13 protein-coding genes are annotated in these 13,092 nt (G+C 71.2%); 1 reads left to right on the top strand and 12 read right to left on the bottom strand.

The window, feature by feature from the left end:
• Positions 1-7: 7 nt before the first annotated feature.
• The 6 genes from AC1RTC_RS02465 to AC1RTC_RS02440 all read right to left on the bottom strand — a co-directional run bounded on the left by AC1RTC_RS02465 (position 8) and on the right by AC1RTC_RS02440 (position 5,545).
• Positions 8-157 carry a hypothetical protein gene (locus tag AC1RTC_RS02465; protein WP_493153870.1) on the bottom strand — a complete coding sequence of 50 codons (150 nt, stop codon included), beginning with the start codon at positions 155-157 and terminating at the stop codon, positions 8-10.
• Positions 157-822 carry a DsbA family oxidoreductase gene (locus tag AC1RTC_RS02460; RefSeq protein ID WP_493153869.1) on the bottom strand — a complete coding sequence of 222 codons (666 nt, stop codon included), beginning with the start codon at positions 820-822 and terminating at the stop codon, positions 157-159. The genes AC1RTC_RS02465 and AC1RTC_RS02460 overlap by 1 nt, the downstream gene beginning before the upstream one ends.
• Positions 823-829: 7 nt before the next feature.
• Positions 830-1,780: a hypothetical protein gene (locus AC1RTC_RS02455; protein ID WP_493153868.1), complete on the bottom strand. Its 951-nt coding sequence runs from the start codon at positions 1,778-1,780 to the stop codon at positions 830-832.
• A 98-nt stretch (positions 1,781-1,878) separates the two neighbouring features.
• Entirely contained in the window at positions 1,879-3,057 is a 1,179-nt protein-coding gene (locus tag AC1RTC_RS02450) for a hypothetical protein (RefSeq protein ID WP_493153867.1), read from the bottom strand.
• 6 nt (positions 3,058-3,063) lie between these two features.
• Complete coding sequence (locus tag AC1RTC_RS02445) at positions 3,064-4,449, bottom strand: glycine--tRNA ligase (protein WP_493153866.1); 1,386 nt, start codon at positions 4,447-4,449, stop codon at positions 3,064-3,066.
• A 52-nt stretch (positions 4,450-4,501) separates the two neighbouring features.
• Positions 4,502-5,545, bottom strand: a complete 1,044-nt coding sequence (locus tag AC1RTC_RS02440; RefSeq protein WP_493153865.1) for an aminotransferase class V-fold PLP-dependent enzyme — start codon at positions 5,543-5,545, stop codon at positions 4,502-4,504.
• Between the two features lie 79 nt (positions 5,546-5,624).
• Here AC1RTC_RS02440 and AC1RTC_RS02435 point away from each other — a divergent pair, with 79 nt between their 5' ends.
• On the top strand, positions 5,625-6,563 hold the full coding sequence (locus AC1RTC_RS02435) for a LysR family transcriptional regulator (RefSeq protein ID WP_493153864.1): 939 nt from the start codon (positions 5,625-5,627) through the stop codon (positions 6,561-6,563).
• Positions 6,564-6,566: 3 nt separating this feature from the next.
• On the opposite strand, the gene AC1RTC_RS02430 is transcribed toward AC1RTC_RS02435, so the two are convergent.
• From AC1RTC_RS02430 to AC1RTC_RS02405, 6 genes are read right to left on the bottom strand one after another with little or no spacing between them, the layout of a single operon-like run.
• On the bottom strand, positions 6,567-7,616 hold the full coding sequence (locus tag AC1RTC_RS02430) for a Gfo/Idh/MocA family protein (RefSeq protein ID WP_493153863.1): 1,050 nt from the start codon (positions 7,614-7,616) through the stop codon (positions 6,567-6,569).
• A 9-nt stretch (positions 7,617-7,625) separates the two neighbouring features.
• A complete protein-coding gene (locus AC1RTC_RS02425; protein ID WP_493153862.1) occupies positions 7,626-8,744 on the bottom strand; it encodes a cysteine desulfurase family protein in 1,119 nt (372 codons plus the stop codon).
• On the bottom strand, positions 8,741-9,580 hold the full coding sequence (nadC, locus tag AC1RTC_RS02420) for a carboxylating nicotinate-nucleotide diphosphorylase (protein WP_493153861.1): 840 nt from the start codon (positions 9,578-9,580) through the stop codon (positions 8,741-8,743). Before nadC ends, AC1RTC_RS02425 begins: the two co-directional genes overlap by 4 nt.
• Entirely contained in the window at positions 9,577-11,079 is a 1,503-nt protein-coding gene (nadB, locus tag AC1RTC_RS02415; RefSeq protein WP_493153860.1) for an L-aspartate oxidase, read from the bottom strand. The genes nadC and nadB overlap by 4 nt, the downstream gene beginning before the upstream one ends.
• Positions 11,076-12,332, bottom strand: coding sequence for a quinolinate synthase NadA (gene nadA / locus AC1RTC_RS02410; protein ID WP_493153859.1), 1,257 nt, complete (start codon positions 12,330-12,332; stop codon positions 11,076-11,078). The genes nadB and nadA overlap by 4 nt, the downstream gene beginning before the upstream one ends.
• A complete protein-coding gene (locus AC1RTC_RS02405) occupies positions 12,319-13,026 on the bottom strand; it encodes an NUDIX hydrolase (protein WP_493153858.1) in 708 nt (235 codons plus the stop codon). Before AC1RTC_RS02405 ends, nadA begins: the two co-directional genes overlap by 14 nt.
• Positions 13,027-13,092: the final 66 nt, after the last annotated feature.

Raw genomic sequence — 13,092 nt, 5'->3', positions numbered from 1 at the left:
GCGCTTGCTAGACGGCGTCCTCGTCGAGCTTGCGGTTCACTACCGCCTGCTGGTGGTGGTCGGGGATGGCGCAGAAGTCGCCCTCGCACGCCGCCGCAGTCGGATCACCGAGCTGCTCCAGCGTGATGATCGGCAACGGCAGTGTTGTGGAGTCCATCAGACAGCTTCTCTCTCGCTCTGCACCTGTGCCAGCACGTTAGCGAAGGTTGCGGCCTCCTGCGCGCCGGACACCCCGTACTTGCCGTCGATGACGAAGAACGGGACGCCCTGGATGCCGTACTCCTGCGCGAGCGCCACATCGGCCTTCACGTCCGCGAGGAACCGGTGCGACTCGAGCGCCTCGGTGACCTCGTCGCGGTCGTAGCCCAGCTCGACGGCGATATCGACGAGGTCGGGGATGCGCCCGACGTGCTCGCCGTTGACGAAGTACGCCTTGAGCAGGCGCTCCTTCATCTCGATCTGGCGGCCCTTGCTCTTGGCGAAGTGGATGAGCTCGTGCGAGATCACCGTGTTCGTCTGGTGCACGTGGTCGTAGTCGTAGTCAAGGCCGACGCTCTTGGCGATGCCGGTGACGCGGGCGAGCATCTCCTGCGCCTGCGCCGGGGCGATGCCCTTGCGCTCGGCGAGGTAGTCCATCGGCGATCCCTCGAAGTCGACGGGGGTGTCGGGGGCCAGCTCGAACGAGTGGTACTCGATCTCGACCGCGCCGTCGGCGTTGCCCGCCAGGAACTCGGCGGCTCCCGCCTCGAACTTGCGCTTGCCGATGTAGCACCAGGGGCACTGCACGTCTGACCAGATGTCTACCTTGATGGGTTCACTCACGTGAAGGTCAACGCGCTCGTGCACGTCGTATTCCCGCGGGTCGCGCGCCGACGACGAGAAGAACTCCGAACCCCACCAGCCCCGCCGCCGCCAGCGCCGCGTGCGGGTTCGCCTCCCCCGTGGCCGCAAGCCGGGGCGGGGCTGTGGCGGTCGCGCTGGCATCGGCGCTGAAGGTCAGAGACCCGGGCGGTCCCCCGCGGATCGTGCGCTGCTGGCCGGAGGTCGTGTAGAGGACGAGACCGGGTGCCGCCGCCGTCACCGCCGCGAAGTCCACGTGCGCGGAGATCGTGTACTGCTGCTCGTCGTCGCGCGGGGTACCGGTGATCGGCACCACCTCGTTCGAGGAGACCGGAAACTCGGCCTCGCCGGTGTCGGTGCGCACGGCGCCCGCGAGCGTGAGCGTTCCTGTCGCTGCGGCGGGCGAGGCGGTGACCGTGACGGTGCCGGCGTCGGGATCGACCCGGACGGTGGCGGTGCCGACCGGCGCCGCGTTGGCCGCGGCATCCGCCCAGATCGTGTCGTAGACGGAGGTGACCGTCGCGTTCCCGTTGAGGTACCACGCGCCGGCGGCATACCCGGCGCCGAGATCGCGGGCCCAGCCGCTCGTGTAGGCGTTGACGAAGGCCGCAACGGCGGCGGCCTGCACGGGGTCATCAGTCTGGCCGTAGGTGAGGAGCACGTAGTTGAGCTTCTGCACATCAGCCGCCGGGAGGGTGAGACCCCAGGTCGTCACGAGGGAGTCGACGGCGGTCGGGCCCGAGGTGTCGCCCGACGGCCACGGCAGCGCGGAGTCGATGCAGTACACGCGGTAGCCGTCGGGGGCGAGGTAGTTGCCGAGGTAGCCGCCGTACGGAGTGAGGTCGGGGATTCCCGCGTTCTTGGTCGCGGCGTGTGCGGGCAGGGCGCCGATCAGCAGGAGGCCGAGCACGGCGAGGAGGAGGGCGAGGAGTCTGCGCATCCCGACAGTGTCGTGATCGCGGCGCCCGCGCCGGCCCGGTCCTCCGGCATGTGTGAACCGCGGTCTGAGGGCGACGGTGGGGAGGAGTCGCCCGGCACTCAGCCGGCGAGACCCGCAGCGATCGCGGCCTCGAACCGGGCGAAGTCGAGCAGGCCGGTGTCGTCGACCGTCGTGATGAGGAAATCGGATCCGGTGACGCTCACCGTGCAGTGGGGACCGAGCAGCGGGCCGCGGTTGAGCATCAGCAGCGTCGAGCGCTGCTCGCCGCCCGGAACGAAATCGTCGCGGGCGGCGCCGACGCGGCCCGTGATGACGTTGTAGGTGAGCTGCAGCGGGCTGCCGCCGTCGACCGGCCGCCGCCGCAGTCGCCCCCGCGCGTGCGCAATGACCTCGACCGCCTCCGCCGCGACGAGCGCCGGCGAGGAAGTGACGGCCGCCATCGCCTCGCGGGCGCCGGCGGGCGTCCACGAGCTTCCCCGCAGCGAGCCCAGGATGGCGCTCGTGGAGAAGTTGCCGGAGGTGGAGAGCCCCTCGGGCAGATGCTGCCGTAGGCCCACGAGCATCCGGACCGGCATGTCTGCTCCCTCGGAGAGACTCGCCGCGAACGACCGCAGTACGAGCGAGGTGAGCACGTCGAGCGACGACGCCCTGGGGTCGGTCTCGCGCTCCTTCGCCACGAGGGGCCGGAGAGCGGCGGTGTCGATGCGCACCGCCGAGAGGGTGACGGACTCGGTGACCTGGCCCGGCTTCGACCACGACGCCGTGGCGAAGTGCTCGTGCATGCCGTGCAACAGGCCGCGGCCCTCACGCAGGGCGGACGGGCGCCATCGGCCCGTGGCAAGCAGGGCGCGCAGGAGCGGGAACCGAGTCATGCGCGGTTCGTCGGGGATCTCGCCCGACAGGATGGAGCGGATGGCCAGGAGGGCGAACGGGCCGTCACCGAAGTAGTGCGACAGGTTCATCGCCGCTGACGACGGCGTGAGGATGAGCATCGCCGCGAGCTCGGTGTACTCGAGGTCGCGCACCACCGACTCGAGCTGGGCGGCATCGAGGTCGTCGGCAAGGCGCACCACCGAGCGCTCGACACGGGCCGCGAGCTCACTGCGCCGCACCGGGACCCAGCGGCGCCCGGCGCGGCGGAACCGGTACCGCGCGCCGGCGCGCGAGGCCGCCCAGGCCGCGAACCGGCCCGGGAGTGCGGCAAGGGCATCCGGCGTCAGCGGGCTCACGATCGCGAGGTTCGTCGAATCCGCGAACGGCAGATCCCGCCGGGCCATGACGGGCTAGGCGCCGACGAGCTGCGCCGCGAGGTACGCGCGCAGGCCCTCGAGCGGGATGCGCTCCTGGGCCATCGTGTCGCGCTCGCGCACCGTGACTGCCTTGTCGTCGAGCGAGTCGAAGTCGATCGTGACGCAGAACGGCGTGCCGATCTCGTCCTGGCGGCGGTAGCGGCGGCCGATGGCCCCGGCGTCGTCGAAGTCGACGTTCCAGAGCTTGCGCAGGTCGGCCGCGACCTCCTTGGCCAGCGGCGAGAGCTGCTCGTTGCGCGACAGCGGCAACACCGCGACCTTGACGGGCGCGAGGCGGCGGTCGAGCCGCAGCACGGTGCGCTTGTCCACGCCGCCCTTGGCGTTGGGTGCCTCATCCTCGGCGTAGGCGTCCAGCAGGAACGCCATGAGAGCGCGCGTGAGGCCGAACGCGGGCTCGATGACGTACGGGATCCAGCGCTCGTCCTTCGTCTGGTCGAAGTACGAGAGATCGGTGCCCGATGCCTCGGAGTGCGTCTTGAGGTCGAAGTCCGTGCGATTGGCGACGCCCATGAGCTCGCCCCACTCGCTGCCCTGGAAGCGGAAGCGGTACTCGATGTCGACGGTGCGCTTCGAGTAGTGCGACAGCTTCTCCTTCGGGTGCTCGTAGAAGCGGAGGTTCTCGGGGTTGATGCCGAGGTCGACGTACCAGCGCATCGCCTCGTCCATCCAGTACTGCTGCCACTCCTCGTCGGTGCCGGGCTCGACGAAGAACTCCATCTCCATCTGCTCGAACTCCCGCGTGCGGAAGATGAAGTTGCCGGGCGTGATCTCGTTGCGGAACGACTTGCCCACCTGCCCGATGCCGAACGGCGGCTTCATCCGGGCAGCGCCCATGACGTTCGCGAAGTTCACGAAGATGCCCTGCGCCGTCTCGGGGCGCAGGTAGTGCAGCCCCTCCTCGTTGTCGACGGGGCCGAGGAACGTCTTCAGCAGCCCCGAGAAGTTCTGCGGCTCGGTCCAGGCGCCGGGCTGGCCGGTGTCCGGGTCCTTGATGTCGGCAAGGCCGTTGACGGGGGGATGCCCGTGCTTCTCCTCGTACGCCTCGAGGAGGTGGTCCGCGCGGTAGCGCTTGTGGGTGTGCAGCGACTCGACGAGCGGGTCGGAGAAGACCTCGACGTGGCCGGAGACCTCCCACACGCGCTTCGGGAGGATCACCGCGGAGTCGATGCCGACGACGTCATCGCGGCCCTGCACGATGGTCTGCCACCACTGCTTCTTGATGTTCTCCTTGAGCGCGGTGCCCAGGGGCCCGTAGTCCCACGCGGAGCGCGAGCCGCCGTAGATCTCTCCCGACTGGAAGACGAAACCCCTGCGCTTGGCGAGGTTGATGACGGCGTCGAGATTGCTGGGGGTTGCCACGTGCACTCCAATAGTCAGCCGAGCTGGGTGCCCGGTCGGCGGAGTACCAAGACTACCGAAGCGCCCGCACCACCGACTCCACGTCGGACGCGTCGTTCCAGAGGTGGAAGGAGGCGCGCAGGCGGCCCGCGCGGCCGGAGGCACGGATCCCCGCGGAGATGAGCTTGCCCAGATCGGTGCCCGAGGCATCCGGCCAGCTCACGATCGCCTGGTGCTGCTGCTCGATGCCGAGCGCGTCGCACAGGGAGTCGCCGAGGCCGCTCGTGAGGTCCCAGACCTCCTGCATGTCGAGGCCCGCGAAGAGGGCGAGCGACTGCTCCGCGCCGATCCACGCCTGCCACGCCGGCGAGACGTCGAAGCGCCGGGCGCTCGGGGCCAGGTGCATCTCGGGCCCGTAGCAGCTCTGCCAGACCTCGTCGCCCGCGTACCAGCCGGCCTGCAGCGGTGTCAGTATCGCGTCGAAGCGCTCGGAGAGGGTCATGAAGGCGACGCCGCGCGGCGAGCACAGCCACTTGTAGGTGTGGCAGACCGTCACGTCGTACGGGCTCGCGTCGACCGGTAGGACGCCGGCCGCCTGAGTCACATCGCAGAACGTGTAGGTGCTGTGGCGGGCCGCAGCCTCCACGATGGAGGCAGCGTCGGCGACGAGCCCGCTCGACGACTGCACGAGCGAGAAGACCACGAGCCAGGTGTCGTCGGTGATCGAGTCCGCGAGGGCGGACTGCGGGACGGTCCGCACGGTGATACCGGGCCGCTGCAGGAACGGGAAGATGATCGACGAGAAGTCGCCCTCGATGCACAGCACCTCCGCGCCGTCGGGGGCGGCGGCGGCGACAAGAGATGCCATGACGGAGCTCTGCGACCCCTGCGCGACCCGCTCGACGGGCATCCCGACCAGCGAGGCGTAGTGCGCCCGGGAGCGCTCGATGACCGGGTCGTAGCCCTGTGGGTCGCGGTCGGCGCGGGCCCACGCGGCCAGATCGGCGGTCATCGCCTCGACCGCCTGGCGGGGCGGGAGGCCGATGGAGGCGACGGCGAGGTAGCCGCGCGGGTCGCCGAAGCTGTCGATTGCCTGCTGCAGGGCTGCTGACGTCATGGAGCCAGCCTCCCCCGCGCGCATCCATGCGACAAGGGCATGTATCGCATGGTATTCATAACGTGGGATTATTCGAGTCATGGATACCGCACTCGACCTGCACTCGATCCGCATCGTCAGGGCGATCGCCGAGCACGGCACGATCAGCGGCGCGGCGCGCGCCCTCGGTTTCAGCCAGCCCGCGATCAGCCAGCACCTGCGCCGGGTCGAAGGGCGGCTCGGGGTGCCGCTGGTTGTGCGCGCGGGGCGCGGAGTGCGGCTCACGGAGCCGGGGCAGGTCATCGCCCGGCACGCGATCACCATCACCTCGGCGCTCGATGCCGCCAGCGGCGACCTCGCCGACCTCGTGGGCCTCGCCTCCGGGCTCGTGCGCGTGGCCGCGTTCCCGACCGCGTCGTCGACCGTCGTGCCGCGGTTCCTGCAGGCCATGCGCGACGCGCACCCCGGCATCACCGTCAGCTACGTCGAGGCGGAGCCGCCCGAGGCGATCGGGATGCTCCGCGAGGGGCTCGTCGACCTGGCCGTGACGTTCGCCTACCCCGGTGACAGGGCCGACCCGCACCGCGACCAGGACGCCTCCGTCGAGACCGTGCCGCTGTACACGGAGCCGGTGGTCATCGCGCTGCCCGCCGACCATCCCCTGGCTGCCGGCGACACCGTCGAGCTCGCCGGACTCGCCGACGCGCGCTGGATCGCGGGATGCCCGCTGTGCCGCGGGCACCTGCTCGCGGCGTGCGAGGCAGTCGGAGTCACCCCGCGCATCGACCTCGAGACCGACAACGCCATCGCCGTGCTCAACCTCGTCGGCGCGGGGCTCGGCGTGGCGCTGCTCCCCCAGCTCGCTCTCGCGACCGCGCCGGTGCCGCCCGGTGCCGCGGTGCGCTCGACCTCGCCGTCGAGCGACCGCAGCATCCAGGTGATCGTGCAGTCCGGGTCCCAGCGCGTGCCGAGCATCGCCGCCGCGCTGGCCGCGATGCGCGCGCTCGACGGCGCCGACTGGGGCCTGCGCCGCAGCTGAGCCCTACTGGGCGACCGCGGCCGAGAGAGCGTGGGCGCGCTCGACGATGCGGACGACCTCCAGCGCGTCGCGCGGGTCGACGGGCGAAGGGGCGCCGTCGAGGATGCTCGCCGCGACGCCCGCGTAGAACGCCGGGTAGTCGCCGGCCTCGGTGGGCACCGGCTCGATGGCGTCGCCGGCGCCGATCGTGCCCCACTCGGCCGACGGGGTGACCCCGTAGCCCTCGGAGCCCGGCCAGCGCTGCTCCTTCAGGAACGGCTCCTGGTTGTCGAGGCCGTAGACCTTGTAGGCGGCCTCCGAGCCGAGCACGCGGAAGCGCGGGCCGGACTGGCCGGCCGCGCGGCTCATCGTGAGGTGCGAGCGAACCCCGCTCGAGTGCAGCAGCGAGATGAAGGAGTCGTCGTCGGAGACGCTCCCCTCGCGCACGGTGAGGAGCTCGGCCTGCTCGACCGTCGCCGGCCCGAACAGCTGGAGCGCCTGGTCGATGAGGTGGCTGCCGAGGTCGTAGGTGATGCCCGCGCCCTGGTCGACGGTGGTGGTGTCCTGCCAGCGGACCCGGTTCGGGCCGCCCCAGCGCTCGAAGGTCGACTCGAAGCGGTGGACAGTTCCGAGGCGGCCCTCGGCGATGAGCCGCTTGACCGTGAGGAAGTCGCCGTCCCAGCGGCGGTTCTGGAACACGGCGAGGAGCTTGCCGGTCTCCTCCGACTTGGCGATGAGCTTCTTCGCGTCGACGACGGTCGGGACGAACGGCTTGTCGATGACGATGCCGGCGCCCGCGTCGAGAGCGGCGAGGCCCTGCTCGAGGTGGGTGTGCGCGGGAGACGCGAGGACGACCAGGTCGAGGTCTCCGGCGCGGGCGAGCAGGGCATCCGGGGAATCGACGATCTCGGCACCGGGATGCTGCGCGCGGGCCTCGGCGGCGCGCTCGGGGTTTCCCGTGGCGATGAGGTCGAGGCGGAAGGCCGGGTTCGTAGCGACAAAGGGGGCGTGGAACACGCGGCCGGAGAGTCCGAAGCCGATGATCCCCACGCGGATGGGCTGTGTGGTGGGCATCAGGACAGCCTAGCCACCCAGCGCGCTGACCCTCTCCCGCGCCGCCGCTATCTCGAGCGCCACCTCGTGCAGCTGCTCGCGGGTCGCGGTCGTATCGAGACTGAAGCGCACGGCGGTCTGCGCGACGGCCGGATCGATCCCCATCGCGAGCAGCACGTGCGACGGCTCGTCGTCGCCCACGGCGCACGCGGAGCCGGCAGAGCAGACGATGCCCTGCTCCCCGAGGGCCAGGAGGATCGACTCCCCGCTCGTGCCCGGGAAGCAGAATGACGCGTTCCCGGGCAGCCGGTTCTCCCGCGGCCCCGTCAGCACGGCGCCGGGCACCGTGGCGAGGACCTCCTCGATGAACTCGTCGCGCAGTCCCGAGATGTCGGGCCCGTGGGCGAGGCCCACAGCGGTCGCGAGTCCGACGGCACCGGCGACGTTCTCGGTGCCCGAGCGGCGGTCGCGCTCCTGCCCGCCGCCGTGGATGACGGCCTCGAGCGGGACGCGCCCGCGCACGAAGAGCGCGCCGACGCCCTTCGGGGCGCCCAGCTTGTGGCCCGAGATGCTGAGCGCGTCGACGCCGAGCCGGGTGAGGTCGAGCCAGCCCGCGGCCTGCACCGCGTCGGTGTGCACCGGGATGCCCCGGGCATGGGCCAGCTCGGAGATGCGGACGAGCGGCTGCACCGACCCCACCTCGTTGTTCGCGAGCATCACGGTCACGAGGGTGGTGTCCGGGCGCAGTGCCGCCTCGTACGCAGCGAGGTCGAGCATCCCGTCGCCGTCGACGCCCACGACGGTCACCTCGAAGCCGTGGAAGCGCTCCAGGTAGCGGCAGGACTCGAGCACGGCCTCGTGCTCGATGGCCGAGGTGACGAGGTGCCTGCCGCGCGGGGTCGCGAGTGCGATGCCCTTGATGGCGAGGTTGTCGGCCTCGGTGCCGCCCGACGTGAAGACCACCTCGGAGGCGCGGCAGCCGAGCCACTCGGCCACCGTCGCCCGAGCGCCCTCCAGCGCCCGCAACGCCGACTCGCCCAGCTCGTGGTGGCTCGACGGATTGCCGAAGTCGCCCGTGAGGTACGGCCACATCGCCTCGAGCACCTCTCGGCGCACCGCGGTCGTGGCCGCCGAGTCGAGGTAGATCATGAGACGGAGATGTCGAGCCCGAGGTCGAGCGCGCGCACGCTGTGGGTGAGGGCGCCGACCGAGATGATGTCCACGCCGCAGCGCGCGATCTCCGCGACCGTGTCGAGGTTCACGCCGCCGCTCGCTTCCACGAGCGCGCGGCCGGCGACGAGGGCGACCCCCGCGCGCAGCTGCTCGGGCGTGAAGTTGTCGAGCATGATCGTGTCCACCCCGGCCGAGACGACCTCCTCGACCTGGTCGAGCCTGTCGACCTCCACCTCGAGGTGGGTGGTGTGCCCGATAGTCGCGCGCGCGGCGCGAATGGCGTCGCCGAGCGGGATGCCCGCCGCCGACAGCACCGCGAGGTGGTTGTCTTTGGCGAGCACCGCGTCCGAGAGCGAGAAGCGGTGGTTGTGTCCGCCGCCGTCGCGCACGGCCTGCCGCTCGAGCGCGCGGAGCCCGGGCGTGGTCTTGCGGGTGTCGACGATGCGGGCATCCGTGCCATCGACCGCCGCCACGTAGCGGGCGGTGAGCGTCGCGATGCCGCACATGCGCTGCGTGAGGTTGAGGGCTACGCGCTCGGCCCGGAGCACCGAGCGGGCGGGGCCGGTGACGCGGGCGAGCTCGGCGCCCGGGACGAGCTGCTCGCCGTCGTTCGCGAGCAGGGTGATGACCGTGGCGGGATCCACCAGCTCGAACACCCGGGCGAAGACACGGACGCCGCTCAGGATGCCCGGCTCGCGCGCCACGAGGCTCGCGGTCGCGGTGGACTCGGCCGGGAGGAACGCCTCGGAGGTGATGTCGCCCCAGGGCGCGTCCTCCTCCAGCGCCCGCAGGATCACGTCATCGAGGCTCATGCGAGCACCGCCACGGGAACGACGAGCTCGAACGAGTGCGCGAGCGCGGGATCGGTCTCGGGGAAGTCGAGCCGCTCGTGCGCGCCGCGCGACTCCTCCCGCCGCTGGGCCGCGTGCACGAGCACGCGTGCGAGGTCGAGCAGGTTGCGGTTCTCGCCGTCCTCGACCGTGCCGCCCTCGGCGTGCCAGCGCGCCAGCTGTGCGGCGGCCCGGGCGAGGCCGTCGGCGTCCCGCTCGAGGCCGACGAGGTTCCACAGGAGCTCCTGCAGCTCGGCGCGCTCGAAGGGCTCGCTGCCGTCGTGCAGCACGTCCGCGAGGGCGGCGTCCGTCACGAGGGGCGCGGCGTCGCTGTCGAGCGCGTCGCTCGCGCGCCAGGCGAACACGAGCGATTCGAGCAGCGAGTTCGACGCGAGCCGGTTGGCGCCGTGCACTCCGGTGGACGCAGCCTCCCCCACGGCGAACAGGCCGGGCAGCGACGTGCGTCCCTCGATGTCGGTGCGGATTCCGCCCATCCAGTAGTGGGCAGCGGGAGTGACCGGCACGGGCTCGGCAGCCCAGTCGAACCCGTGCTGCTCACAGGCGCGCGTGATGCCCGGGAAGCGCTGCGCGAGGTAGTCGCGGCCCAGCGCCGTGGCATCCAGCAGCACGGGCCTGCCGCCCTGCGCCGCCATGGCGCGTGCGATGCCCCGGGCGACGACGTCCCGCGGGGCGAGCTCGCCGTCCGGGTGCACGTCGAACATGAACCGGCGGCCGTGCTCGTCGAGCAGCACGGCACCGTCGCCGCGGACCGCCTCCGAGACGAGCGGGTTGCCCGGCACCGCGAGGGAGGTGGGGTGGAACTGGTAGAACTCGAGGTCGGCAAGGGCGGCGCCCGCGCGAAGGGCGGCGGCGACTCCATCGCCCGTCGTGACCGTCGGATTGGTCGTGTGGCTGTAGAGCTGGCCCGCTCCCCCGCTCGCGAGCACGACCACGTCCGCGTCGATGGTGCGGGCAGCGCCCTCGTGGAGGACTTCGATACCCACGACCCTGCCCTCGTTGAGCACGAGATCGCGCATGAAGGTGTACTCGTGAACCTCGACGGCGAGCTTCTTCACCGCGCGGAGAAGGGCGACCTCGATCGCGAGCCCCGTCGCATCCCCGCCCGCGTGGATCACGCGGCGCGCGGAGTGTGCGGCCTCGTGGCCGCGCGCGAGCTCCCCGTTGACCCTGTCGAACTCGACGCCGAGCGCGATGAGGTCGCGCACCCGCTGCGGGCCCTCGCTGCACAGCACCTCGACGGCGACCGGGTCGCACAGCCCGTCGCCGGCTCGAAGCGTGTCGGCGACGTGGGAGGCGACGCTGTCGTCGGGGAACAGGGCGGCGGCAATACCGCCCTGCGCGTACTTCGTGTTGCTCTCGGCGAGCTCCGACTTCGTGACGAGCACGACGTCGTGCCGGGCGCTGGCCCGGTAGGCGGTGATCAGGCCGGCGATACCCGTACCTACGACGACTACTCTCACGGCTTGGCCGCCAGCATGCGCTCCAGCGCGAGGCGAGCCGGCTCGGCCACGTCGTCCGCGACGGTGATCTGGTTGGTCACACGCCCCGCGACCAGCTCCTCGAGAACCCAGGCGAGGTACCCGGGGTGGATGCGGTACATCGTCGAGCACGGGCACACCACCGGGTCGAGGCAGAAGATCTCGTGCTGCGGGAACTCGGCCGCGAGCCGGTTCACCATGTTGACCTCGGTGCCGATCGCGAAGGTCGTCGGCTCGGTCGCGGCGGCGACGGCCTTGCGGATGTAGTCGGTAGAGCCCGCCTCATCCGCCGCGTCGACGACCTCCATCGGGCACTCGGGGTGCACGATGACACGGACGCCGGGATGCTCGGCGCGGGCCTTGTCGATCTGGCCGACGGTGAACCGCTTGTGCACGCTGCAGAAGCCGTGCCACAGGATCACCCGCGCGTCCTCGATGCCGGCAACGTCGTTGCCGCCGAGCGGCTTGCGCGGGTTCCACATCGGCATGCGCTCGAGCGGCACGCCCATCGCCTTCGCGGTGTTGCGCCCGAGGTGCTGGTCGGGGAAGAACAGCACGCGCTGGCCGCGCTCGAACGCCCACTCGAGCACCGTCGCCGCGTTCGAGCTCGTGCACACGATGCCGCCGTGGCGGCCGCAGAAGCCCTTGAGCGCTGCTGAGGAGTTCATGTACGTGACAGGGATGATCGGCACGCGGCCCTCGGCGTCGGGCTCGGTGCCGTAGATCTCGGTGAGCTGCTCCCAGGCCTCCTCGACCGAGTCGATGTCCGCCATGTCGGCCATCGAGCAGCCGGCCGCGAGGTTCGGCAGGATCACCGCCTGACCCGGCTGCGCGAGGATGTCCGCGGTCTCCGCCATGAAGTGCACGCCGCAGAACACGATGGCCTCGGCGTTGGGAACCGTCTGCGCGGCGTTCGCGAGCTGGAAGGAGTCGCCGAGGAAGTCGGCGTGCTGCACGACCTCGTCGCGCTGGTAGAAGTGCCCGAGCACGACTACCCGGTCGCCGAGTGCGGCCTTGGCGGCGCGGATGCGGTCGTGCAGCTCGTCGTTCGAGGCCCGCTGGTACTCGACGGGCAGCTGGCCCTGGCGGGGCGAGCCTGTCGGGATGACGTCGCCCATCGACGCGCCGGGGCCGTAGCCGGGCGTGCCGAGGTCGAAGGTCCACGGGCCCTGGGCGAGCTCTGGACTGCAGCTCTCGCCGGGCGCGCTGCGGATGATGGTGTCAACTGACGACACGGGTGCTCCCTGTCTTCTCGTGGCTGAGCGGGCCGTTGTCGACGAGCTCGATGGTTCGGTCGTAGCGGTAGAGGCGCGGCGGCCGGTGCCTGCCGCCCTCGACCTTCGCCTCGGTCGGGACGAGGGTGCTCTCGACCTGGCGACGGAAGTTGGCCGGATCCAGCGGTCGCTGCAGAACCGCCTCGTGAACCTCCCGGAGCTCCGTGAGGGTGAAGGTCTCCCCGAGGAACGCGCGCGCGATGCGGCTGTACTCGACCTTGGTGCGCAGCCGCCACAGCGCGTAGTCGACTATCACGTTGTGGTCGAAAGCGAGCTGCGGCAGGGCGTCGGCGGCGAACCAGCGGACGTTCTCGCCCTCGAGCGCCTGCTGGGCCTCCTCGGCGCGCACGAGCGCCCAGTACACGACGGAGACGACGCGGTCGGGCGAGCGGTCCACGTCACCGAAGGCGTACAGCTGCTCGAGGTAGGTCGGCTCGAGGGCTGTGGTCTCGAGGAGGTTGCGGGCCGCGGCATCCGCGAGGCTCTCGCTCGGGGCGACCCAGCCGCCGGGCAGCGCCCAGAGCCCGTCGAAGGGATCGGCGATGCGGCGGACCAGCGGGATCCACGGTGCGCTGAGGCCGGTCTCGGGGTGCGGGCGGAGCGCGAAGATGACTGTCGACACGGCGAGCGAGATGCCCTGCTGCTCACGTGCCATGGTTGCCGCCTCAGTAAGAGTCAATGTGACTTGAACTGATGATAGCACTTAGGGTCACGGTGACCA

It is taken from the genome of Rhodoglobus sp. GW821-FHT12B09, from assembly GCF_058809925.1.
Note: the sequence above shows the minus strand (reverse complement) of the source record. Positions and strands in the feature narration are given on the sequence as shown.

Excerpts from the sequence above, each read along its gene's own strand:
- AC1RTC_RS02450 (WP_493153867.1), bottom strand. The coding sequence starts at position 3,057 with ATGGCCCGGCGGGATCTGCCGTTCGCGGATTCGACGAACCTCGCGATC.
- AC1RTC_RS02405 (WP_493153858.1), bottom strand. The coding sequence starts at position 13,026 with ATGGCACGTGAGCAGCAGGGCATCTCGCTCGCCGTGTCGACAGTCATC.
- AC1RTC_RS02465 (WP_493153870.1), bottom strand. The coding sequence starts at position 157 with ATGGACTCCACAACACTGCCGTTGCCGATCATCACGCTGGAGCAGCTC.
- AC1RTC_RS02440 (WP_493153865.1), bottom strand. The coding sequence starts at position 5,545 with ATGACGTCAGCAGCCCTGCAGCAGGCAATCGACAGCTTCGGCGACCCG.
- nadC (WP_493153861.1), bottom strand. The coding sequence starts at position 9,580 with ATGAGCCTCGATGACGTGATCCTGCGGGCGCTGGAGGAGGACGCGCCC.
- AC1RTC_RS02435 (WP_493153864.1), top strand. The coding sequence starts at position 5,625 with ATGGATACCGCACTCGACCTGCACTCGATCCGCATCGTCAGGGCGATC.
- AC1RTC_RS02455 (WP_493153868.1), bottom strand. The coding sequence starts at position 1,780 with ATGCGCAGACTCCTCGCCCTCCTCCTCGCCGTGCTCGGCCTCCTGCTG.
- AC1RTC_RS02430 (WP_493153863.1), bottom strand. The coding sequence starts at position 7,616 with ATGCCCACCACACAGCCCATCCGCGTGGGGATCATCGGCTTCGGACTC.
- AC1RTC_RS02425 (WP_493153862.1), bottom strand. The coding sequence starts at position 8,744 with ATGATCTACCTCGACTCGGCGGCCACGACCGCGGTGCGCCGAGAGGTG.